This window comes from Klebsiella sp. 2-CIP_Kleb., from assembly GCF_050378715.1.
Classification (GTDB): Bacteria; Pseudomonadota; Gammaproteobacteria; order Enterobacterales; family Enterobacteriaceae; genus Klebsiella; species Klebsiella quasipneumoniae.
Genome location: NZ_JBNRLG010000002.1, coordinates 39,955 through 62,187 on the forward strand (window position 1 = coordinate 39,955; position 22,233 = coordinate 62,187).

Here is a 22,233-nt window from a genome sequence, read left to right on the forward strand (position 1 = left end):
CGCTATTTCGGGGAAATGAGTTCGCGCATCTGGCGATCGAGCAGACGCTTTCCTTCCTGCGTTTCCAGCTGCTCTTCCTGAACCTGGTTGAGTACGCTCGCCACCAGGAGCTCGCCTGTACCTTGCAGACGATGCTCCGCTTCGCGGATGCGTGCCGCCTGCTCGCCGGCTTTCACTACCAGCAGACAGATATCGCTCTGCGCCGCCAGCAGCAAGCTATCCTGTGCCTGGCTGAGTGCCGGGGTGTCGATGATCAGCGTATCGTAACTCTGATGCAGATTGGCCAGTAGATCAGGCAAGCGCTGGGCGGTCAGCAGCAGCAGCGATGATTCCTGAAGATCGCCGCGCGGCATAAAATCCAGTTGCTCATCGAGCTTGACGATTCCCTGTTCTGGCGTACAACAATTATTGAGCAGCTGGCTGAAGCCTTTTTTGTGCTGCGGATACTTCGCGGACAGGCCCTGAGCAGTTTGATAGTCGAGATCAATCAGCAACGTTTTACGCGATTTACTGGCAGACCAGGCGAGAAGTTCTGAGATAAGCGAACTGCCGGACTGAGATTGCACCGAGGTCACCAGAATGGTAGCGGGTTTGTCGCGCTGATTAAGCAATGCCAGCCGCAGGCTGTGGATCATGTCGGCATAAAGGACGTTATGGGAAACCTGCTTCACACTCTCCAGTTGCGTCAGACGCGGGAATTCTCCACTGGCTTTGAGCCCAGTTTTCGCTTTCAGCTCGCTGAGGCTGTTGACTGATTTATCCAGGGCGGTACTGACGATCAGGTACATGATATACAGCGCGAGGGCCATCATGGTGATCATCACGATCAGCAAACCACGCTGTGGTTTTGAGGGGCGGTCCGGCGGCACCGCGGCGTCATAAATGACCTCATCCGGCACTGAAAAACTCTCTGATAATTTCTGTTCGTTGGCGCGCTGATACAGGGATTTATACAACTCTTCAGTTTTATTCAGCGCGGTGGTCATAGTGTTATACTGGTCGCGCTTAGCACCAAGTGCCTGAAAGTTCGCCTTCTGGTCGTTAAGCATTTTCTGGTAATGCTGCTCATCGTCGAGAGCGATTTGATACTGCTGGCGCAGGCCGTTAAAAAGCTCCCCCAGTACCTGGCCTAGCTGTACGTTGACCGCCTGCAACTGGGCTTGAGCCTGCAAATATTTTGGATGTTGCGGCCCATAATGCTTAGCCGCTTCAGAAAGATTACGCCGGGTCTGAATAAGCGCAATCCGTAAGTCCTGTATTTGTGGGTGCCCGGATATTTCCGGCAGTGAGATAATCTGCTCTACTGGTTTACCCTGCTCGCGACGAACTTTATCCCACACCGTCTGAGCCTTCAGGCGACGCTGGGTGGCGTCGGCAAGATGGTTAATGACGATTCCCATGCGCTCGGTCTCATAGCCATCCATGCTGCGGAACGTCAGCAATCCATTCTGCTTAAGGAAGTTGTCGATGTCCGCCTTTTGCTGATCCATTTTGTGCTTAAGGTCGTCCATCATTTTTTCGTTCCAGCCCTGGGCCTGAAGCAAGGTGTTTTGCTTCTGTTGTAGGCTGTAATCGATAAAGGCCTGGGCAACGCCGTTGGCGATATCGGCAGCCTTTTGCGGCGATTTTGCTTCCATTGACACGGATACCAGTTGGGTAGTACGCACCCCCGATATTGTCAGGCCTCTTTCCAGCGCCTGAATGGCATTATGGATGCGTGTGGCTTCGTCGAGCTTATCACCGCCGTTAAATTCCGCGTCCTGATACAGCTTTAATTTGCGCACGGCGGCATCAAGTACTACTCGTGAACCCATGAGCGCGTACTTGGTTTCATAGTAATCGCTACGCGTGGAGTCGTAGTTTTCAAGCCGCGGAAGGGGAGAAATGTCTTGTGATTGCGCTTTAAACAGCACGGTAGCAGTCGCTGTATAGCTTGAGGACATAAAGCGCGTCAGGATAAATGATGCCACCGCGGCAACAATAACCACTACCAGGCACCAGATCAGCTTGTGCTTAATTTTGTTGAAATAGGGCGCAAAGTCGATAAAGCCCTCTTTCTTTTTTGCATTTTCGACCAATGAAATTGCCATATCAGAAGAAACTCATGCCAATAATGATAGTGTCTCCAGCCTGAACGGAGGAGTCGGCGGCGACGTTTTCCAACAGCTTACCGCCGCGGGCCTGTCGAATACGAATATCATGACGGTCGGCGCGATCGGTGAAACCACCCGCCAGGGCGATGGCCTTTTCCGCCGTTAATCCCGGCTCCCAGGCGTAGCCGTCGGGTTTTTTCACTTCCCCCAGTAAATAAATCTTGCGGTATTCAGCGATGCTCACGGTGACCATCGGCGCCTGCAGATAATTGCCGCGCAGCTTATCGGCGATTTCATTGCTCACCTGTTCAGGCGTTTTGCCTTTTAACAGCAGCGATCCGATATAGGGGTAATCAATGCTGCCGCTGTTGTCTATTTTTACCCGCATGGTCAGATCCTGCTCCCCGGAAACGGCAATATTGATTTCATCGCCCTGGTCGAGAAGATAGACAGCGTCCGGTGGCGTTTTGATCGTCTGCGGCGGCGTGGAGCAGCCAGCCAGCAGTAGTGCAAGCAGCGGAAGCATCGCCAGTTTTTTATTGAAAAGGATCATATCTGTACCTGCGTCATAAAAATAATGGCCGAATCGTCGTAGCCCAGGGTGCGGTCAACCGCATGCGAGTAGTCAGGGCCAATATAAAAAGTGTCCGTATCTTTATTTGAATGCATGGTGTTCCACTGCAGCTTCAGCTTAAAGTTAATCGAGGGACGGAAATCGTAGTTAAAAGTCAGCGACAGAAGATTGCTCTGGTCTTTGCGTTTATTGCTCTGATGCTTATAGTCTTCAGTGATATATGAATAATCGACCAGGGTTGAGAATCGATCCACCAGCCAGTGATGTTCATAGCCAACGCCAAAATTAGATACCAGAATGTAGCCCCCGGAGTCGGTCGGATCCTTAATGCGCTGCGAGCTGTGTAAGTTAAACTTCATCTGCTCCAGCGGTTTCCAGTCGGCGGTGATATCCCAGTTCAGGCCGTTGAAACCCTGGGAGTCCGGGTTATGGATAAAGTCTTTGTACAGCCAGGCAACGTTACCATTGATCTCGGTTTTTCCCGACAGGCGGTTTTTCATGCCAAACAGTAGATAATATTCATTGCTGTCTTTTAGCGGGTTGAGCTCGTAACGGCGCTGGTTTGTGATAAAGCTATAGCGGTAGCGCAGCGTTTTCGCTTTCTGATCGAACAGCTCTGCCACCAGGCTGTTTTCATTCCATTCCTGGTCGTGCATGTAGTAATCAAAGTCATCGCTGGCCGCTTTAATACTATCAAGGTCGCGAAAGCGCAACTGCTTACGCAGTAACGCGACCTCCACTTTACCGCGTCCCTCCGGGGCGCCATAGCTGTAGCGTAGCTCGCTGTTGAAAAAACGGGTGCCGATAGGTTTTTTGATACCAAACTCTTTAAACTGCTCGGGCAAAAAGCCTTCGGTCGTATCCTGACCGCGTTCTTCGTGGCCTAACGTCTCATCAAGATCCAGCGAGAGGCCATGCATTTTGCCGAAGCGCCATTTGCCATTGAACATAAAAAAATGGTTATTACGATTATCCGCGCTATCGTTGGCATAGTTGCGGTAATCGCCGGAGTACATCAGCAGATAGCGGTCTTCATAGCGTTCACCAATGGCTTTAACGATCGGCTTTATGTTCTGGTAGCTGGATCCTATTCTATTCTGGCCATAGCGCTGCCAGGTCACGTTGTCGTTGTAACCGATGTCATAGCCTAGCTGGCTCTCGAAATCGATACCAGCAATACCGGTATGCGCTTTCCCCTGCAGGTCGGCATGGACCCAGGGTATATAAAGCAACACCGTTAGAGCCACCCCTTTAGAACGCATTTTTGCCCACAAAGCCACGGAAGAAAGTCAGAAAGATGATTTTTAAATCCAGTAACAGTGACCACGACTGAATATATTGCAGATCAAACTGGATACGTTTTTCCATTTTATCGAGTGTATCTGTTTCGCCGCGAAAACCATTAATTTGCGCCAGCCCGGTAATGCCGGGCTTAACTTTATGGCGAATCATGTAGTTCTCGACGAGTACGCGATACTGCTCGTTATGTGCGACGGCATGTGGACGCGGGCCGACAATAGACATTCGTCCTTGCAGGACATTAATAAACTGGGGCAGTTCATCAAGTGAGGTTTTCCGCAAAAAAGCGCCGAATTTGGTGATTCGTGGATCGTTACGCGTGGCTTGCGTGACCACCGCGCTGTTCTCCATCACCCGCATGGTTCGAAATTTCCACACCTGGATCTGTTTACCGTTGAGACCGTAGCGGTTTTGTTTAAACAACACTGGTCCTGGCGAAGTGAGCTTAATACCTATCGCCACAAACAGCATCACCGGAAGGCTAAGCAAGGTAAAAAAGAGACCAAGAATAATATCTTCAATACGCTTGAGTACCGCGCCTTCACCTTCAAACGGTGAGGTGAAAATACTGATAGTTTGAATGTTGCCAAACATGCGTAACTGGGAAATGTGTGCACTGTACGAGAAAAGATCCGGCACCAGAAAAACATCCACCGTGGTATCGGAAAATTCGTTCAAAAACTGGCGAATACGCTGTTGGGCCACCATTGGCAGCGCAATGTAAACTTCATCTACCTCACCTTTTTTTGCCAGCGCCAGCAGATCTCGTGAGTTACCCGCCTTATCAATATTGATAAGGCGGCTGTCGCGTTGCACCGCCCGGTCCTCATAGAAACGAATGTCGATACCTTCAGCTGAGAATTCTTTATGCAATTCCTGCAGGATAGCCAGCCCTGCTGGCGTTATGCCCAGAATGGCGACCCTGCGTTTGCTCTTAAAGAAATAGCGACTGGTCACAACACGGATGAAAAACATGCTGATGAAAACAGCAACCGAGCACAGTGCAATGGTTTTGGCTAATACCAGGTGGTGAATCGACAGGGGGCGACTGGCAAGTTGTTCAGCGATAACGATCAATAGGAAAGATAGCAAGCCTCCCAGACACGCGCTTATAAACAGCTTCACGAGAATGGACAAGTATCTACCTTTCATTTGTCCAGAATAGAGCTGAAAATACTCGTTGGTACGTATAAATATTAATGAATAAATAATCCCAAGTAATATAGAAGAAGGGGTAGGAACAAGGTTAAGAACGATAAGATAGACGTAGATAAAGATGTTAACGGAGAAAAAATCCAGCAATTTCATTATGTTGCTATAGCGTGTGCTATAAATTTTAATTTTGCTATCTGTCATTTTTCGCTCATTTTATCGCCAATTAAATAACGTTTTCTTAATATTTAGTTGAGATATAGAAAAATTATTTATTGACATGATTTTGAATAAACTTCCTGTAACTATAGATGAAATGTTATAGGTTGTCGACGTGATAGTTAAAAATATATAGATTTATCAATGAATAAAATAACCATGGATATTGCACTGTTTTGCACTATTTATGGGGCATATTCCAATGTTTATGCAATCCAGGAACGTCGGTTGAGAAAGTGAAACCTTCCTGGCTGCGGCCAGAGTAGCAATCTCCACCGCCTGACTCACACTACCTGCGGCTGCAGCTTGTCGGCCATCGCCTGCTGAATAATCGGGATCGGAGTCAGTAAGTGCTCGCGCATCAGCGCGCTGGCCTGTTCAGCGTCGCGCGCCAGAATAGCGTCCACCAGAGTCTGATGCTGGACATGCTTATCTTCCAGCATCTCCACCGACAGCACAGTGGTGCGCAGCCAGATGAAGCGGTAGCGGGCCGCCAGGTCGAACAGCCGTTCGCGCATCTGCAGCAGATACTGCGAACCGCAGCCGGCGACGATGGCGGTGTGAAATGCCTGATGGCGCTGGTCCCATTCATCGAGTAAGTGCTCACTCGCTTCGCACGACTCCAGCTTGTTGAGCAGATGGGCGCGGGCCAGCAGCTCGGCTTCCCACTCATCGCCGCCGCGCTCAATGGCGAGGCGCACCAGCATGGCTTCCATGTTGGCGCGCGCGTCGAAGATATCGAGAAGCTCCTGTTCCGACATGGGCGCTACCCGATAGCCTTTCTGATTGACCACCGTCACCAGCCGCTCGGCCACCAGCTGCGAAAGCGCCTCGCGCAGCGGACCGACCCCCAGGGCATAGCGCGAGGTCAACAGGCTCATCCGCAGCTTCTCATCGGGTTGGTAGACCCCGCGGATGATGTCGTTTTTTAACCAACGGTACCCGTCAATGGCCGTCGCCTGGGAAATGGCGGTCATGTTCTTACTCCTGAATACTCTTCCCGGCGGGCGCCGGGAAGAGGGTTAACGCGTATTTTGCAGCGGCAGTTTTTGCCACAATACCAGCTTTTTCCAGCGCGACATAATCGGTACCGTACAAATAATTCCCAATGCTAACAGGCCGGTAGAGATCACCTCCAGCTGCTGCGCCGGACGGAACAGCATCACCACCAACACGAAGGTGATAAAGGCGATCACCAGCCAGGTCAGGTACGGATAGAGCCACATTCTGAGACGGATTTCGCCACCTTGCGCCTGAAGGATTTTACGCATCCGCAGTTGCGAAACGGCGATCACCAGATAGACCAGCAGGGCGATGGCGCCGGAGCTGTCGATGAGGAATTTAAACACCTTGGCAGGCGCGTAGTAGTTCACCACCACGGTGAGGAATGCCGCGCCGGTGGAGAGCAGCACCGCCACGTACGGCGTTTTGCTGCGGTTGGTCCGCCCCATGATGGCCGGCGCATCACCTCGGCGGCTCAGGGAGTAGAGCATCCGCGAAGCGGTATACAGCGCCGAGTTCAGACAGCTGGTGACCGACAGGAGGATCACGCCGTCCATAATCAGCTTGGCATAGGGAATATGCAGCAGCTCGAGCACCGAGCGGTAGGAGCCGATGCTCTTCAGCCCCGGCATATTCCACGGGATGAGAGCGACGACGATAAAGATCGAGCACAGATAAAAAATAGAGATACGCCAGATCACCGAGTTGGTGGCGCGCACGATATGTTTATCCGGAGTATCTGATTCGGCGGCGGCAATGGTGACAATCTCCGCGCCCATAAACGAGAACATGGTGATCAGCATCGCGCTGAGCACCGCGCCGAAGCCGTTGGGCATAAAGCCGCCGTGATCCCATAGACGCGAAATGCCGCTCACCTCGGCATAGGGATAAAAACCGGTAATGGAGACCGCGCCCAGTACGATAAACGCCAGAATAGCGATCACTTTGCACAGCGCCAGCCAGAACTCGAATTCGCCGTAGTTCTTGACGCTCAGCAGGTTACTGCCGGTGAGGGCGAGAGTGATGACCAGGGAGAACAACCACACCGGGACACCCGGCACCCACGAATGCAGAATAATCGCCGCGATATTGGCTTCCAGCGGAATAACCAGGACCCAAAACCACCAGTACAGCCAGCCGATGGTATACCCCGCCCAGCGGCCGATGGCTTTATCAGCATAGGTGGAAAAGGAGCCGGTATCCGGCGTGGCGACCGCCATTTCGGCCAGCATACGCATAATCATCACCACCAGCAGCCCGGCAAACAGATAGGCCAGCAGCACCGCCGGGCCCGCCTCGGCAATGGCGACGCTGGATCCGACAAATAAACTCGCGCCGATCACCCCGGCGATAGATAACATTGTGACGTGGCGCGACTTCAGTCCCGCCCCTAAATCCTGTGATTGCAACAGTTGCCCCATCATTTACCCTCTCGAAGTGTGTCACCTGGGAGAGCGCCCCGACATTCCCGCGCCGGGGCACGCGTATAATTATTGTTTTGCAGGTCTCGTCTTCATTCCCTTACTAACGTACTTCGTGTCCGCATATCTGTTGTTTTATGCCTGTTTCGCCTCGGTAAAGCAGTCGGCGATGATCTTCAGCCCCTGCTCGATCTGCGCCTCTTCGATGGTCAGTGGCGCCAGGATGCGCAGTACGTTGTAGTACGGCCCGCAGGAGAGCAGGATCAGGCCTTTGTCGCGCGCGCGGGCGACGATATCCGCCGTGAGTCTTGCATTCGGTCTGCTGTGGTCGCCTTCTTCAAACAGCTCGATGGCGATCATCGCTCCCAGACCGCGGACATCGCCGATCTCAGGATGATTTTCAGCGATCGCCAGCAGGCCCTGGCGCAGGGTTTCGCCGAGCTGGTTGGCTTTTTCCAGCAGGTTTTCCTGCTCGAAAATCTGCAATACCGCCAGGGCGGCGGCGCAGGCGATGGGGTTGCCGGCATAGGTGCCGCCCAGTCCGCCGGGGGCGATGGCGTCCATCACCTCCGCACGGCCGGTGACGCCCGCCAGCGGGAAACCGCCGGCGATGGATTTGGCGAAGGTGGTGATATCCGCCGCGACGCCCATCTGCTCCATGGCGAACAGGGTACCGGTGCGGCCCGCGCCGCTCTGAACCTCATCGGCGATGAGCATAATGCCGTGCTCGTCGCACAGGGCGCGCAGGCGCTGCATAAAGGCCGGGGAGGCGGCATAGAACCCGCCTTCACCCTGCACCGGCTCAATAATGATGGCGGCGATATCTTCCGGTGCGGCATCGTTTTTGAAGATGCGATGGATGCTGGCGATCGCCTCGTCATCACTGACGCCGTGCAGCGCGCACGGGTAGAGGGCGCGATAGACGTGGCCCGGCATTAAGCCCATACCGGCGGAGTAAGGATTCACTTTGCCGGTCAGCGACAGGGTGTAGTGGGTACGGCCGTGATAGGCGCCGGTGAAGGCGATAGCGCCGCTGCGCCCGGTTGCCGCGCGGGCGATCTTCACCGCGTTCTCCACCGCTTCCGACCCGGTGGTGACCAGCAGGGTTTTCTTGGCGAAATCACCTGGCACCTTCTGGTTCATCTTTTCGCACAGCGCCAGGTAGGGCTCGTAGGCCAGCACCTGGAAGCAGGTATGGGACAGCTTTTTCAGCTGGTCCTCCACGGCGGCGACAATCTGCGGATGCAGGTGGCCGGTATTGAGCACCGCGATACCGCCGGCAAAATCGAGATATTCCCGCCCTTCGACGTCCCACACCCGGCAGTTCTCCGCGCGCTCGGCGAAGATAGGATGGATCTGGCCGACGCCGCGCGGGACCGCGTCGCTGCGACGCGCCATTAATGCTTTATTGCTGTTCATCCGACACTCCTGTTAAAGGCCAATACACATGTATTTGATTTCTAAGTAGTCTTCGATACCGTACTTCGACCCTTCGCGGCCGAGGCCGGAGGCCTTAACGCCGCCGAACGGGGCGACTTCGGTGGAGATAATGCCGGTATTGATGCCGATGATGCCGTACTCCAGCGCTTCGCCGACGCGGAACACGCGGCTCAGATCGCGGGCGTAGAAATAGGCGGCGAGGCCGAACTCGGTATCGTTGGCCTGGGCAATGACGTCGGCTTCATCTTTAAAGCGGAACAGCGGGGCCAGCGGGCCGAAGGTCTCCTCTTTCGCCACTTTGGCGCTGTCGGGAACGTTGACCAGGATGGTCGGCTGGAAGAAGTTGCCGCCCAGGGCGTGCGGTTTGCCGCCGGTGACCACCTTCGCGCCTTTGGCGATGGCGTCGGCAATGTGTTCTTCAACTTTGGCGACGGCTTTCTCGTCGATCAGCGGGCCGGTGGTGACCCCGTCCTGCAGGCCGTCGCCAATGCGCAGTTTTTCCACCGCCTGCTGCAGCTTCTCGGCGAAACGGTCATATACCCCATCCTGGACGTACAGGCGGTTGGCGCAAACGCAGGTCTGCCCGGCGTTGCGGAACTTCGACGCCAGCGCCCCCTCGACGGCTTTGTCGAGGTCGGCATCGTCGAAGACGATAAACGGCGCGTTGCCGCCCAGCTCCAGGGAGACTTTTTTGATGTCTTTCGCGCACTGCTCCATCAGCTGGCGGCCAATCTCGGTCGAGCCGGTAAAGGAGAGCTTGCGCACCAGCGGGTTACTGGTCAGTTCGCCGCCGACCGCGCCGGCTGAGCCGGTGACGACGTTGAACACCCCGGCGGGGATCCCGGCGCGATTGGCCAGTTCGGCCAGCGCCAGCGCGGAAAACGGCGTCTGGCTGGCCGGTTTCAGGACCATGGTGCAGCCCGCAGCCAGCGCCGGGCCCGCTTTGCGGGTGATCATCGCCGCCGGGAAGTTCCACGGGGTGATGGCGGCGGTAACGCCGATGGGCTGCTTAATCACCAGCAGGCGCTTGTCGGCCTGGTGGCCAGGAATGGTGTCGCCGTAAATGCGCTTACCTTCTTCGGCGAACCACTCAATAAAGGAGGCGGCGTAGCTGATTTCACCTTTGGCTTCCGCCAGCGGTTTCCCCTGCTCGAGGGTCATCAGACGAGCGAGATCGTCCTGATTCTCCATCATAAGATCGAACCAGCGGCGCAGAATGTTCGCCCGCTCTTTGGCGGTGAGGGCACGCCAGGCGGGAAGGGCGCGGTTAGCGGCCTCGATCGCTTGTCGGGTTTCGTCGGCGCCCATTTTCGGCACGCTGCCGAGCTGCTCGCCGTTGGCCGGGTTGGTCACCGCAATCACGTCGCCGTTGGGCGCATCGCGCCACTGACCATCAATCAGCGCCTGCTGGCGAAACAGAGTCATATCGTTGAGTTGCATAATCGCTTCCTGTCTTCAGGGGGTTAACGGGTAAAAGCGGCGTGTAGTGTCTCCACGCTACGTGCCGCACGCAGCGTGCGTCCGGGATTGCTCTGGCTGGCCAGCAGGGTCTGCACCTTGCTGACGATATGCGCGCCGATCGGGATAGCCGACGTCGCCGCCGGCGACGGCGCGTTACAGGTGTGAATGGAACGCGCGGTGGTGACAAAGAGAAAATCGTCGATCAGTTTGCCCTGCGGCGACACCGCCTGCGCCCGCACGCCGGCCGGCCACGGGCGTAAATCGCTGAGCGTCAGGCTCGGGCAGTATTTCTGCACCAGCCGCAGATAGCCGCTTCTGCACAGCGAATTCTTCATTTCGCCCAGTCCGGAGCGCAGGTTGTTTTGCAGCACCCGGCGGATGCCGGGCGAGGTGAGGATCTCCAGGGTATCGGCCAGCGAGATATCACGCTTGCGATAGCCTTCGCGCTTCAGGGCCAGCACGGCGTTGGGGCCGACGGTGACGCTGCCGTCGATCATGCGGGTCAGGTGGACGCCGAGGAACGGCATCGCCGGATCGGGGATCGGATAGATCAGATGGTTGACGATCTGATTGTGCTGCGGGGCAAGCTGGAAATATTCCCCGCGGAACGGGCAGATGATAAACCCGGGATCGACGCCGAGCATTTTCACCAGCCGATCGGCCATCAGCCCAGAGCAGGTAATCAGCGTCGAGGCCTCATACTCACCGCCCTGACGGGTACGGATCACCACGCCGCTGGCGTGTTCTTTCAGGGCGCTGACTTCGGCGTTGTAGACGATGGCGCCGCCTTTCGATTCGAAGTTCTTCGCCATCGCCGCCGCCACGTCGCGGTAGCTGACGATGCCGCTGGAAGGGACGAAGATCCCGCCGAGCCCGCTGATGTTCGGTTCGCGCTCGCGCAGCTCCCCGGCGCTCAGCCATTCCCGCTGCAGGCCGTTGGCGGCGGTGCGATCCCACAGGGCGCGCATCCGCTCCATCTCCAGCGGCGAGGTGGCGACCAGCATCTTGCCGCAGACGTCATAGCGGATGCCGTTCTGCTCGCAAAAGGCCTTGGTAGCGCGGTTGCCGGCGAGGCAAAACTGCGCCTTGAGGCTGCCGGGGGTGTAATACACCCCGGCGTGGATCACGCCGCTGTTGTGGCCGGTCTGATGGCAGGCCGGGCCGGACTCTTTTTCCAGCAGCGCAATGCGGGCGTCCGGGTAAATCTCAATTAACTGCATGGCGGTCGACATGCCGATGATGCCGCCGCCGATAATCACGAAATCATACATCCGCTCAATTCCTTCGCCTGAAAACCCTTATTGATGAGTCTGGTAATGATTCGTGGAATACGCAAAGTAGCCGCGCTGGCGCATCAGCTCGCGGCGCAGGTCCGGGTGCGGCGTAAAGCGGTCGCGGCCGTGCAGCCAGAACAGGTTGTTAATCAACAGAAATTTGCCTACCGGCACCGGTATAGAAAGAATGTTTTTGCTGGTCTCCAGCGCGTCGGAGAGGCGGCTCAGCCAGGTGCCCTCTTCGAAATCTTTCGGCTGGACGAACTGGTCGATATAGCGCATCACCGGGCGACCCAGCTGGTCGACGTCGAACACCGGGTGGAAAACATCTTTGCTGACGTTTTTGCTCGGCGGCGCGGCCCAGCGCATCGGGCGGCGGGCGAGCGGGTCGCGGAAGAATTCGTCGAGGTGCTCCCAGTCGTCGAGATGCAGCAGCAGGGAATTGCCGCCCTGCATGTTCTGCTCGTCGATCTTCATCATCAGCACGTAGTCGGTTTGCTCTTCGACGTAGGTACCGTCGTTGTGCAGCTCCATCACCCGGTGCGGCTGGCGCAGGTAGCTGTCGGAATTATCGACGTTTTTCACCACGAAGCGGGCGTAATACTGGCCGCTCATGGCGTCGAAGTTGGAACGGCCAATCAGGTGGGCGACGGCGGTGGCCAGCTTGACCATCTCTTCGGCCTGGCTGACGTTATCGATCCCTTCGCCGTTGATCAGCAGCGCGCCTTCCGCGCGATCGAGCAATGTTTTGATCAGCAGCGGCTGCAGCTGGTTGCCGCACAGATCGTCGAGGATCTTGCCCACCTGGAAGCGTAAGAAAGATTTGTACTCCAGCGCCTGCACCGGCCACTGCTCGACCTGCTGCAGAAACTGGGTGGTGGTGTCCGCGGAAAAGGTGAGCTCCAGCAGGCGCGGCGACTGGGCGGAAGGGGAGACGGTAAAGCCAGGGTATTGCTGGGCTAACGGCGCGGGTGTCGGTTTTACTGCGGTCAGGGCGTTCATCAGGATCGTTCCTCGCTGTAAGGTCAGGGTGATGTTCATTTCGTAGCCATAAATTAAAAATATCTACATTTTTATAAAATGCGTACGAAATGGCCTTTTTGTTTCCATTTTGTGATCTGACAACAATTATTTAACAATGCGGGAGGGGGATAAGGTGGTGGTGAAAGTTGAGGAGCAGAGCGAGCGGCGGATAGCGCAAAAAATGGGGGTAGGCTGACGGGAAATCGTAATACCGGTCACAGTTTTTAATCTGCACAATACCCTTACCAGATGAAGGTGTTAATATTCAGCCGGTAAATACCTTTCAATGCTCACCGAGGCTTCGATGCTGGAGAATGTCATTATCAGATAATCAGCTTCCCGACCTGCCCAGGCCGGACTGATTATCGCTGCGCTTAAACCTTACGCACACACCTGCGGGTGTAGGCATGTTTTCGCACATGATAATGAACAGGTTTCAGTATGAATTTATCCCGTCAGGAACAACGGACCTTACACGTACTCGCCAAAGGTGGCCGTATTGCGCACGTCCGCGATACCTCCGGCCGCATTACCGCCGTCGAATGCTACACCCGGGAAGGGCTGTTGCTGAGCGACTGTACCCTCGCGGTCTTCAAAAAGCTCAAAACCAAAAAGCTGATTAAGTCGGTGAATGGCCAGCCGTACCGGATCAACACCACCGGTTTGAATAACGTTCGCGCACAGGCGGACAACCGCTGATACAGCGACCCGGGCAGGGTCGCTGCCCGGGCGTATGGCTCTCAAGGAGAAACACCCATGATCGATATCCCTCGCATTTTTACTATCAGTGAAAGCGAACACCGTATTCATAACCCTTTTACCCCGGAAAAGTACGCCACGCTGGGACGGGCGCTGCGAATGGCGCCGGGCACCACCATTCTTGACCTCGGCAGCGGCTCCGGCGAGATGCTCTGTAGCTGGGCGCGCGATCATCAGATCGTCGGCACCGGGGTGGACATGAGTCTGCTATTCAGTCAGCAGGCGGCCACCCGGGCAGAAGCGCTCGGGGTGAGCGACCGGGTGACCTTCATACACCAGGATGCCAGCGGGTATGTCGCCAGTCAGCCGTGCGATATTGCCGCCTGCGTGGGGGCAACGTGGATCGGCGGCGGAGTGGCAGGCACGATTGCGCTGCTGAAGCAGAGTCTTAACCCAGGCGGCATGCTGCTTATCGGCGAGCCATGGTGGCGCAAACGCCCCGCCACTGCGGAAGAAGCGGTTGCCTGCGGCGCGCAGTCACCCGATGACTTCCTGACGCTGCCGGCGCTGGTCGCTCACTTTGGCGAACTAGGCTATGACGTGGTGGAGATGGTGCTGGCCGACCAGGAGGGCTGGGATCGTTATGAAGCGGCGAAATGGCTGACGATGCGCCGCTGGCTGGAGGCCAATCCGCACGATGACTTCGCGCCGGAGGTTCGCCAGCAGTTGACCACTGCGCCGCTACACCACGTCACCTGGACCCGGGAATATCTCGGCTGGGGCGTGTTTGTCCTGATGGCGCGTTAACCGGTATGTCGGTAGCGTCAGGAGGCGCTACCGACCATTTTCAGACCTTCAGCTCGTCGTAGCTGACCATGACGTGCTGGCGAAAGGCGGGCCGTGCGGTTAGCCGTGCATAATACGCCGCAAGGTGGGGGAGGGGACGACGGGTGATATCGATTGCAAAGTAGCGGTACAGCACATGGCCAAACTGGATATCGGCCAGGGTGAAGGTATCGCCCACCAGATAGCGACTGCCGGCGAGACGTGCCTCGGCAATCGCCAGCTTTTGCTCCAGGGCCGTCACCGCCGCGGCGATGGCCTGCGGATCCCGCTCGGCGGCGGGCGTGCGCACCACGCGCCAGAACACCGGCGCCGTAAAGCCGAGGGCGATATTCTGCTTTGACCACTCGGCCCAGCGATCAACCTCTGTACGAGCCAGCAGTTCGCCCGGCCAGAAGGCGTCGTCGGCGTAGCGACTGGCTAAATAGCGAAGGATCGCGCCGGTTTCCCACAGCGGCGGATTTTCGTCATCCTGCAGCACTGGCACCGTACGATTGGGATTGAGCTGATAAAACGCCTCGCTGTCGGTACCGCCATAGCGATGCCCCACGTCGAACCGGAGATAGTCCAACCCAAGCTCGCCAACACACCACATCAGCGCCTGCACGTTAGAGGAGGTTTTTCGGCCCCAGATGGTCAGCATCGGGATCTCCAGAGAATAATGAAAGAAGGAGCATAGCAGGTTGGGTTGAAAAGAGGAGGGGGCACAAAAGAAATGAACCACCTCGCCGCGCAGGGGGCGGACGCGCTGGTCAGATGTTCAAACCAGGGGCGTAGCTGAGCCAGCTATTCAGTGCACAGTATAAGAGGAAGAAACAGAGGGCAGCAGTTTGCCCTCTGTTTACTTGTGTGGTTTTGTACTAAGGTGTGGCGCTAAAAAACTCGCCAAACTTGACGGCCAGCCAGCCGACAGGCGTCGTGGCGCCGCCGACGATATTGGTGATCTCGGCCATCCCTTCCGGCACTGGAATATGCGAGTTCACCGCCGCCTGAGTGTATTCTTGCGAAATGTCCGTCCCGACATACAGGATGCAGGTCACGATCAGGGTTCCGGTTATGAACATGCGGAACATATTTCGTTTACAGAACGGCGTGACCATTGCCAGCAGGAACATTAATGAAGCCAGATCGACAAAGGGCAGTACGCGGTTGCCGGGCAGAATGATAGACAGCACCACAGCCATAGGGATTAACAGCAGACCGGTCGCCAGTACCGAAGGTTCACCGATCAGTAACGCCGTATCCATCCCGATGTAAAAATCGCGCCCCGGGAATTTAGCCTTCAGTTTTGCTTCAGCGGCATCACGGACAATCAACAATCCCTGCACCAGAATTTCAATCATTTTAGGCAGCAACAGCATGGCGGCTGAAACCTTAATGGCCAGTGAAACGGCAGCAGAAACGTCATATCCCGCCAGGAAGGCCAACAGCAGTCCCAGTACAAATCCCAGGGTAAGAGGCTCGCCAAAAACGCCGAATTTTTTATTAATACTTTCCGGATCGAAATTGATTTTATTGATAAGCGGGATCTTATCAATGATGTAATTACAGGCAATGCCAAACGGCACGTAAGCTATACAGGTAAGATGTGGGAATGATATCCCTTTAAGATTATAGTTTTTTTGTAAATATGGAGCCGTTAAATCTGCCGCCAATAGCGTCAACACAAAAATAGCGAATGTAATACCGACCGAAAGCCAGTAATTTCCCGTTCCGGCATAGACCACAGACCCCATGATCAGGAAAATCCAGTAGTTAAAAATATCGATATTCACCGTTTTGGTTAATTTCAACAGAAGCATAGCCAGGTTGATGACGATAAAGCCCACCACGACGGGCAGCATCAGCGGCGAACCCCAGCCAATGGTCGATGCGGTAGGCCAACCGGTATCAACGACCGTTAACTGCAGGCCGATACGCTCAACCATCGCCTGCGATGCGGGGCCCAGATTTGTCAGCAGCAGGCCAATCACCAGCCCCACCCCTTCAAAACCAATGCCTACCAGCATTCCTGCTTTAAATGCCGTACCGATTTTAACGCCAAAGCAAAGCGCGATAATAAAGAATATTACTGGCATCATTACTGATGCCCCCAGACTAATAATGCTGTTGATAATATCCATAATGATTCCTTAAAAGGCGGGCGAATTGGGCACGAGTTAACCCGTGCCCATTGGGCCCTGTTAATACCTTTAGTGGTTCTTTTAGTATTTAACTGAGTTTCTTTAAAAGGATCTCAGCGAAGAGTTTGGGCGAATTACTGAATGCGTCAATGGTACTCCCGGCAATATGCGGCGTAATGGTCACGTTATTCAGTGTATAGAATGCACTGTCGTCAGGGAGTGGCTCGTCATCAAAGGTATCAAGCGCGGCGCCCATGATTTGCCCGGATCTGAGCGCATCAATCATCTCTTTTTCATTGATTAACCCGGAGCGTGCCGTGTTAACAATGATGGCACTGCGCTTCATTAGCGCGAAATGGTGTGCGTTAATCAGATTTTCGGTTTCCGGCGTCAGGCGAGCATGTAACGAGATAACGTCGGCGCGTTGTACCAGTTCGTCCAGAGAATCGACTTTCTCATAACGTTCATGGTCTGCAACGTACTTATCGTAAAAGATAATCTCCGTGCCAAAGCCACTGAGAAATCCCGCGACCAGTTGGGCAATATGACCGAGGCCAACCAGCCCCACGACTTTTCCGCCAAGCTCCGGGATCGCCTGATGGTTCGGACTGTCTTTACGCCAGTATTTGTCACGCAGGGCATCGTGTGAACGGGCGATATTGCGCATTTCCGTCAGGATCATGCCGACCGTGAATTCGGCGACGCTGCGAGCGTTACGCCCCGGTGTGTTTATCACCTCAACGCCCCGGGCGTTCGCCACCTGAAGATTCACGTTTTCCACGCCACCGCGGAGCACGCCTACATATTTCAGCTTTGGTAGTTTATCGAACACCGCAGTATTGACGGGGGCAAACTGAGTGATCAGGATGTCAATATCATCCGTTCCCTGAAGCAGCGCTTCCGGTAAGGCCACGGCTTCTGCTCCTTCCTGTTCAACCCGCAGATTATCTTCCTGAAGTTTCTCAACGGAGTCATGTGACCACTCGCGTATTTCTACTTCAATTCCCTTATCCCTGAGCGCTTTCAGTCCTGATTCCATCATCGCTGCATTGATAAACAGATCGGCAATTGCCAGACATTTCATAATGATTCTCCCTAGATTAACGCATCAACATACCGCCGGTAACGTCCAGAGTTGCTCCCGTCATATAGCTGGTCTTAGGAGAAACCATGAAGACTCCGATGTCGGCAATTTCTTGCGGCTGGGCCACGCGGCCCACCGGAATACGACTGACGTAATAGTCAGGGTTTTGCTCAATGTTCTTACGGATCATCGCAGTATCCATGATCCCGACGGCGATATTGTTCACATTGATTTTTTGTTTGGCGACTTCCCGCGCCAGAGAGATAGCAAAGGCGACCAGGCCGGCCTTACTTGCCGCGTAGTGCGCATGTCCCGTCGTGGAGCCGTGGAACGCGGCCTGCGAGGTAATATTCAGAATGCTGCCCATCTGGTCATGCTGCAGGCAGTGATTTACAAACAGCTGACTGAGATGGAAGATGACTTTCAGATTGACATTCATCACCAAATCCCAGTCCTGCGGGCTGATCTCGGTGACGTAGCCGCTCAGCCAGATCCCGGCGTTATTCACCAGAATGTCGGCTTTGCCCAGTCTGTCGATACAGGTGGCAAACAGATTTTCCCGGCTCTGCTCGTCAGAGAGATCGGTTTTGACCGCGATGATCTCTACGTTCGCGCTGGCCTTCACCGTTTCGATCAGCCGTTCGGGATGCTCTTCCTCACGCATATAGGTAAAGCAGATATTGACGCCTTCTTTGGCGAGAGAAAGAACAAACTCTTTCCCCAGGCCGGTTGCGCCGCCTGTCACGATGGCCGTACGATTCGTTAAATTCAGATCCATTTTTTCCTCACTTAGTGCGCGATGTAGTTGCTGCAGCTTTTCCACGGCGACTGCATTTCTGATAACAGGTTTTTATAAAGCTGGTATTTGGTCTGGTAGACCCGGTGGTTTTCCGGATTAGGGGAGACGGTGCGTGAGACATGGACCATGTCGTTTGAGGCCGCAAATACCTCCGCAAACCAGCCCACCATGACGGCGGCGGTCATCGCGGTACCCAGGGTCCCGTGCTCTTTGACGTCAACGATTTCCAGCGTGGCCTGGAAGATATCGGCGAATATCTGCAGCCAGACCGGGGAGTTTGTGACGCCGCCAGCAATACGAATAGTGCGGCTTAACTTCGGGTTAATATTGCGTAAGCGCTCGGTGTGGTAGAGATGGCTGAAGGCCACGCCCTCATATATCGCCCGCAGAAAATGGGCTTTTTTATGAAAGCTGTTGACACCGATAAAGCCGGCCGAGGCGTCGGGAATGGTGTTAGAGCCAAACACGAACGGAAAGAACAGCAGGTGACTTTCATCCGGCGTCGTTGATGAAACCAGCTTATTGCACAGGTCATAGACCGACGATCCTTGTTCGGCGGAGGTTTTCCGATCGCTCTCCATAAAGTTGTTAATAAACCACTCCAGGTTGCTCGCGGAGGTGGGGCTGGCCTCGGTGATGAGCCATTTACCCTCAATGGGATAAATGGAGGTCATAAACAGATCTTTATCAATAACCGGGTGGTCGGTAACGTATTCGTTTATGCTCCAGGTGCCGGTGACGATCGCCATCTTATCGAGACTGTTAATCCCCGAGGCAATGGAAGAGGCCGAGATATCAAACACCCCGCCAGAAACCGGCGTACCTGCGCATAAACCGGTCAGACGGGCCACGTCGTCAGTGATTTTTCCGCAGCATTCTGTTGAGCGTTTGATGGGGGGCAATTTGTCCCGCAGTTCATCAAGTCCCCACCATGCCAGTAGTTCATCGTCATACTGGCAGTCACGTACGTTGATCAGGTTCGTCCCTGAGATATCGGTCAGCTCAAGAAAAGCCTCTCCGGTCAGGTAAAAACGGATCAGGTCCTTGACCATAAAAATATAACGCGCTTTTTGCAGCGTCTCGGGCTCGAAGTCCTTCAGCCATGCCAGCAGGGCGACAGGTTGTCCGGCCCAGATGGACTGCATTGTTTTTGGCAAAATGTCGGTAAGGAATTCTGGCGAGCGTTGCCATCTCTCAACGTACTCTTTTGCCCGGCTATCGGTGGATATAATGCCGTTACGCACCGGGTGACCTTCTTCGTCGACCAGATACAGACCGTTACCATGACCGGTGACGGCCACTCCTTTTATCTGGCTGGCGTCGATACCTGATTGCGCAATCGCTTTTTTAATCACTTCGACATTAGCGGCCCACAGCTCATCGATACTGCGCTCTGTGTGGAATTCCCGGGGTGTCAGCATCTGCGTGGATTTTGAGGCGATGGCGAGCACCTGTCCTTTACGGTCATAGATGGCTGCCTTGGTGACGGTTCCACCATTGTCGATGCCCATGACGTATTCATCTTTCATTCGCGTGGACTCCTTATTGGTTACCATAAGCCGGGCTCGCTGGTGGTTATCCCTTTAAATCCGGCATGGAATATTTTATCTACAAGGTATTTGCGCTTAACAAAGCCTCCGGCGATGAATACCACATCAAAGCCTTTCAAATTTCGGCTAATCAACTCCAGACACTGGCAGGCATATTCAGCAGGTAAGATTTCAATTGCGTCCGGTGGACTGTGTTTAACAATATCGAGCGACTGATCAAGCGATCGCGAATCGATAAGTAAAACCCGATATACGGTCAGCAATCCCTCCTTTTTGGCGTAGCGTAGCGCGGAGAGATTGGAAGAAATAACACCATCAACCTTGTAATAATTTTTCAGCAGATTGATCCCCGCCTGATCCGGTTTAAAGCCGCCCAGTAATTCAAGGTGAACGAGGACCTTCTTACCGCTTTGATGGCATTTGCCAATCAGCGACTGCAGATTGCCGATATTCGCTTCGGATAGCAGTACATATTCTGACTGGCAGGATAATGCTTTCTCAAAGTATTTATACTTCCTGATGGAAGGGATGATGGTGTTATTTGAAATCATATTAATTTCCGATGTTATTTAGCCATGTAGAGGCTGTATGCATCTTCCGCTGTTGCGTTTTCATGGATGATGGCATTCAGGCCTGCTACCACTTTCGCCGGCTGCGGATCCTGGGTAATGTTTCGTCCTACAGCCACGCCTTTCGCACCCATCTGCATACAGTGCTGAACAAATTTGAAGTAACCGTCGATGCCGGTTTTTGGCCCTCCTAAGGCAAGCACCGGCACGCCAGCAGCTTCAACGATCAGTCGGTCCTCTGGTGAACCGGTAAAACGCGTTTTGATGACGTCCGCGCCCAGCTCCACCGCTGCGCGGGCCGATGCAGCGATGATGGTCGGATTGTTAGAATCATCGCTGGTGACGGGATAACCATACGGGAGCGATTCGACAATCAGCGGTACGTTCCAGCGATCCGCTGCCTGCGCGAGTTGCATCGCCATAATGTGGGTTTTTTCTTCATTGAAGGCGCCGGGGAAGGTCATGCAGACCACGCCTTCGGCAGCGACTTTAAGCGCATCTTCGACGGAAAAAACGGGGGTAGTATCGGGAACGGTATTGTCAAAGATACTGACCGTGCTGTCGACGCGTAAGACAACGGGAACGCTGTTTAATGCTTCCCGATAATTCTTCAACATGCCGTACGTGACGAGCGCACAATCCAGGCCGTGTTCCACCAGAGCAGGGAGCTGATTTATCGTATTATCAATACCATTTGTTTTCGTGGAAAAATAGTAGCCATCCAGCGCTAAGGTCACGGATTTACCATCTTTTGCGAATATTCTTGCGAGACGACGTTCTTTAGACATTTATTTACTCCTGAGATAAAAAAACAAAAAAAAAGCCCTCAGAGACTCGCGTCTCTGAGGGCTTTCTGTTCACATACCCTTTTGATAATGGTTCGGGATTCCAAAGCATTATCAATGCAATTTTTTAGCAAAGTGAGAAAGGTTTAACTTTTTTAAATTAAATCTGTTCTCTTGCGTGATTAAATAACTAACACACGCGATAACTTATTGTCCAGTTGGTATCGTTGAAATGAGAGATTCATCACATCAATATGTTGTATTCCATGAGAAGTGCCGGGTTAAATACAGAAACAGAACCTTTAAAAACCAGGCAATAACGCATCCGGTCAAGGGTGAGAACGCCAGGCGTTTATTTCATCCGCATGAAGATCGCATCCATGCATGCCTATGCCTGCAGGTCGTCATCTACAACGCGCATTTATTCCTGTCCGGATGGCGTACAAAAACGCTATAGCAATGTTGTCGGCATGGCGATCTGTCCTTACTGATTTCATCCTGCCGCCCGGGCAAATTACTCGTCCGCTTTGTGCGCCCAGGCAGGCATCGCCGTCAGATAACGTTTTGCCCGTTTCCGTGATTCCGCTACGCCCACCTTTTGCCAGGAGTCGAGAAAAGCCGCCAGACCGGATACGGCCTCTTCCCAGGATTTCAGATTACCGTCGCTGTCGCTGCAATACGCGCAATATTTATCGCTGGCCCCTTGCGCATCAGGTGCGGACATCGGCATTCCGCAGGCCTGGCAAAAACTTTCGTGCTGTGTCATAGATCGCTCCTCCTGTCGTTTGATTGTCTACTAAACATACAGAATTTACGCATGGCG

20 protein-coding genes are annotated in these 22,233 nt (G+C 54.3%); 2 read left to right on the forward strand and 18 right to left on the reverse strand.

Features of this window, described 5'->3' with window-relative positions; all coding sequences use genetic code 11:
- Positions 1-2: 2 nt before the first annotated feature.
- From ACQUTP_RS08155 to glaH, 10 genes are all read right to left on the reverse strand, one after another.
- The gene (locus tag ACQUTP_RS08155) at positions 3-2,090 is read right to left on the reverse strand and encodes a GumC family protein (protein ID WP_080847390.1); all 2,088 of its coding nucleotides are present in this window, start codon (positions 2,088-2,090) and stop codon (positions 3-5) included.
- A gap of 1 nt (position 2,091) precedes the next feature.
- A complete protein-coding gene (locus ACQUTP_RS08160; RefSeq protein ID WP_032455595.1) occupies positions 2,092-2,646 on the reverse strand; it encodes a polysaccharide biosynthesis/export family protein in 555 nt (184 codons plus the stop codon).
- The gene (locus ACQUTP_RS08165; RefSeq protein WP_032426060.1) at positions 2,643-3,929 is read right to left on the reverse strand and encodes an outer membrane beta-barrel protein; all 1,287 of its coding nucleotides are present in this window, start codon (positions 3,927-3,929) and stop codon (positions 2,643-2,645) included. Before ACQUTP_RS08165 ends, ACQUTP_RS08160 begins: the two co-directional genes overlap by 4 nt.
- Positions 3,919-5,322: an undecaprenyl-phosphate glucose phosphotransferase gene (locus ACQUTP_RS08170; RefSeq protein ID WP_023319801.1), complete on the reverse strand. Its 1,404-nt coding sequence runs from the start codon at positions 5,320-5,322 to the stop codon at positions 3,919-3,921. The genes ACQUTP_RS08165 and ACQUTP_RS08170 overlap by 11 nt, the downstream gene beginning before the upstream one ends.
- Positions 5,323-5,621: 299 nt before the next feature.
- Positions 5,622-6,314: a DNA-binding transcriptional regulator CsiR gene (gene csiR / locus ACQUTP_RS08175; RefSeq protein WP_043521479.1), complete on the reverse strand. Its 693-nt coding sequence runs from the start codon at positions 6,312-6,314 to the stop codon at positions 5,622-5,624.
- A 45-nt stretch (positions 6,315-6,359) separates the two neighbouring features.
- Positions 6,360-7,760, reverse strand: a complete 1,401-nt coding sequence (gabP, locus tag ACQUTP_RS08180) for a GABA permease (protein WP_428902414.1) — start codon at positions 7,758-7,760, stop codon at positions 6,360-6,362.
- 135 nt (positions 7,761-7,895) lie between these two features.
- Complete coding sequence (gabT, locus tag ACQUTP_RS08185) at positions 7,896-9,179, reverse strand: 4-aminobutyrate--2-oxoglutarate transaminase (protein WP_428902413.1); 1,284 nt, start codon at positions 9,177-9,179, stop codon at positions 7,896-7,898.
- Between the two features lie 12 nt (positions 9,180-9,191).
- Positions 9,192-10,640 (reverse strand): NADP-dependent succinate-semialdehyde dehydrogenase, encoded by a 1,449-nt coding sequence (gabD, locus tag ACQUTP_RS08190; protein ID WP_004204664.1) that lies wholly within the window; start codon positions 10,638-10,640, stop codon positions 9,192-9,194.
- A gap of 23 nt (positions 10,641-10,663) precedes the next feature.
- Positions 10,664-11,932 carry an L-2-hydroxyglutarate oxidase gene (gene lhgO, locus ACQUTP_RS08195; RefSeq protein ID WP_017901317.1) on the reverse strand — a complete coding sequence of 423 codons (1,269 nt, stop codon included), beginning with the start codon at positions 11,930-11,932 and terminating at the stop codon, positions 10,664-10,666.
- Between the two features lie 27 nt (positions 11,933-11,959).
- Complete coding sequence (gene glaH, locus ACQUTP_RS08200) at positions 11,960-12,937, reverse strand: glutarate dioxygenase GlaH (protein WP_004204667.1); 978 nt, start codon at positions 12,935-12,937, stop codon at positions 11,960-11,962.
- Between the two features lie 462 nt (positions 12,938-13,399).
- Between glaH and ACQUTP_RS08205 the strand changes: the two genes are divergently transcribed.
- Both ACQUTP_RS08205 and ACQUTP_RS08210 read left to right on the forward strand, forming a co-directional pair.
- Positions 13,400-13,657 (forward strand): YjhX family toxin, encoded by a 258-nt coding sequence (locus ACQUTP_RS08205; protein WP_002889848.1) that lies wholly within the window; start codon positions 13,400-13,402, stop codon positions 13,655-13,657.
- Positions 13,658-13,714: 57 nt separating this feature from the next.
- Positions 13,715-14,464 (forward strand): SAM-dependent methyltransferase, encoded by a 750-nt coding sequence (locus ACQUTP_RS08210; RefSeq protein ID WP_285755559.1) that lies wholly within the window; start codon positions 13,715-13,717, stop codon positions 14,462-14,464.
- Positions 14,465-14,504: 40 nt separating this feature from the next.
- Here ACQUTP_RS08210 and ACQUTP_RS08215 read toward each other — a convergent pair whose 3' ends face one another.
- The 8 genes from ACQUTP_RS08215 to ACQUTP_RS08250 form a co-directional block, all read right to left on the reverse strand.
- The gene (locus ACQUTP_RS08215; protein WP_048323085.1) at positions 14,505-15,143 is read right to left on the reverse strand and encodes a glutathione S-transferase family protein; all 639 of its coding nucleotides are present in this window, start codon (positions 15,141-15,143) and stop codon (positions 14,505-14,507) included.
- A 217-nt stretch (positions 15,144-15,360) separates the two neighbouring features.
- Positions 15,361-16,623: a PTS galactitol transporter subunit IIC gene (locus ACQUTP_RS08220; protein WP_004204671.1), complete on the reverse strand. Its 1,263-nt coding sequence runs from the start codon at positions 16,621-16,623 to the stop codon at positions 15,361-15,363.
- Between the two features lie 88 nt (positions 16,624-16,711).
- Positions 16,712-17,707, reverse strand: a complete 996-nt coding sequence (locus ACQUTP_RS08225) for a 2-hydroxyacid dehydrogenase (RefSeq protein WP_049115515.1) — start codon at positions 17,705-17,707, stop codon at positions 16,712-16,714.
- A 16-nt stretch (positions 17,708-17,723) separates the two neighbouring features.
- Complete coding sequence (locus ACQUTP_RS08230; protein WP_428902412.1) at positions 17,724-18,485, reverse strand: SDR family NAD(P)-dependent oxidoreductase; 762 nt, start codon at positions 18,483-18,485, stop codon at positions 17,724-17,726.
- A gap of 11 nt (positions 18,486-18,496) precedes the next feature.
- A complete protein-coding gene (locus ACQUTP_RS08235; RefSeq protein WP_004204675.1) occupies positions 18,497-20,035 on the reverse strand; it encodes an FGGY-family carbohydrate kinase in 1,539 nt (512 codons plus the stop codon).
- Positions 20,036-20,055: 20 nt separating this feature from the next.
- The gene (locus tag ACQUTP_RS08240) at positions 20,056-20,607 is read right to left on the reverse strand and encodes a glycerol-3-phosphate responsive antiterminator (protein ID WP_002889866.1); all 552 of its coding nucleotides are present in this window, start codon (positions 20,605-20,607) and stop codon (positions 20,056-20,058) included.
- Between the two features lie 14 nt (positions 20,608-20,621).
- Positions 20,622-21,413: a class I fructose-bisphosphate aldolase gene (locus tag ACQUTP_RS08245; protein WP_285755562.1), complete on the reverse strand. Its 792-nt coding sequence runs from the start codon at positions 21,411-21,413 to the stop codon at positions 20,622-20,624.
- A 511-nt stretch (positions 21,414-21,924) separates the two neighbouring features.
- Complete coding sequence (locus tag ACQUTP_RS08250; RefSeq protein WP_004204679.1) at positions 21,925-22,176, reverse strand: zinc ribbon domain-containing protein; 252 nt, start codon at positions 22,174-22,176, stop codon at positions 21,925-21,927.
- Between the last annotated feature and the right edge of the window lie 57 nt (positions 22,177-22,233).

Coding starts and splice junctions, on each gene's coding strand:
- ACQUTP_RS08155 (WP_080847390.1), bottom strand. CDS start 2,090: ATGGCAATTTCATTGGTCGAAAATGCAAAAAAGAAAGAGGGCTTTATC.
- ACQUTP_RS08160 (WP_032455595.1), bottom strand. CDS start 2,646: ATGATCCTTTTCAATAAAAAACTGGCGATGCTTCCGCTGCTTGCACTA.
- ACQUTP_RS08165 (WP_032426060.1), bottom strand. CDS start 3,929: ATGCGTTCTAAAGGGGTGGCTCTAACGGTGTTGCTTTATATACCCTGG.
- ACQUTP_RS08170 (WP_023319801.1), bottom strand. CDS start 5,322: ATGACAGATAGCAAAATTAAAATTTATAGCACACGCTATAGCAACATA.
- csiR (WP_043521479.1), bottom strand. CDS start 6,314: ATGACCGCCATTTCCCAGGCGACGGCCATTGACGGGTACCGTTGGTTA.
- gabP (WP_428902414.1), bottom strand. CDS start 7,760: ATGGGGCAACTGTTGCAATCACAGGATTTAGGGGCGGGACTGAAGTCG.
- gabT (WP_428902413.1), bottom strand. CDS start 9,179: ATGAACAGCAATAAAGCATTAATGGCGCGTCGCAGCGACGCGGTCCCG.
- gabD (WP_004204664.1), bottom strand. CDS start 10,640: ATGCAACTCAACGATATGACTCTGTTTCGCCAGCAGGCGCTGATTGAT.
- lhgO (WP_017901317.1), bottom strand. CDS start 11,932: ATGTATGATTTCGTGATTATCGGCGGCGGCATCATCGGCATGTCGACC.
- glaH (WP_004204667.1), bottom strand. CDS start 12,937: ATGAACGCCCTGACCGCAGTAAAACCGACACCCGCGCCGTTAGCCCAG.
- ACQUTP_RS08205 (WP_002889848.1), top strand. CDS start 13,400: ATGAATTTATCCCGTCAGGAACAACGGACCTTACACGTACTCGCCAAA.
- ACQUTP_RS08210 (WP_285755559.1), top strand. CDS start 13,715: ATGATCGATATCCCTCGCATTTTTACTATCAGTGAAAGCGAACACCGT.
- ACQUTP_RS08215 (WP_048323085.1), bottom strand. CDS start 15,143: ATGCTGACCATCTGGGGCCGAAAAACCTCCTCTAACGTGCAGGCGCTG.
- ACQUTP_RS08220 (WP_004204671.1), bottom strand. CDS start 16,623: ATGGATATTATCAACAGCATTATTAGTCTGGGGGCATCAGTAATGATG.
- ACQUTP_RS08225 (WP_049115515.1), bottom strand. CDS start 17,707: ATGAAATGTCTGGCAATTGCCGATCTGTTTATCAATGCAGCGATGATG.
- ACQUTP_RS08230 (WP_428902412.1), bottom strand. CDS start 18,485: ATGGATCTGAATTTAACGAATCGTACGGCCATCGTGACAGGCGGCGCA.
- ACQUTP_RS08235 (WP_004204675.1), bottom strand. CDS start 20,035: ATGAAAGATGAATACGTCATGGGCATCGACAATGGTGGAACCGTCACC.
- ACQUTP_RS08240 (WP_002889866.1), bottom strand. CDS start 20,607: ATGATTTCAAATAACACCATCATCCCTTCCATCAGGAAGTATAAATAC.
- ACQUTP_RS08245 (WP_285755562.1), bottom strand. CDS start 21,413: ATGTCTAAAGAACGTCGTCTCGCAAGAATATTCGCAAAAGATGGTAAA.
- ACQUTP_RS08250 (WP_004204679.1), bottom strand. CDS start 22,176: ATGACACAGCACGAAAGTTTTTGCCAGGCCTGCGGAATGCCGATGTCC.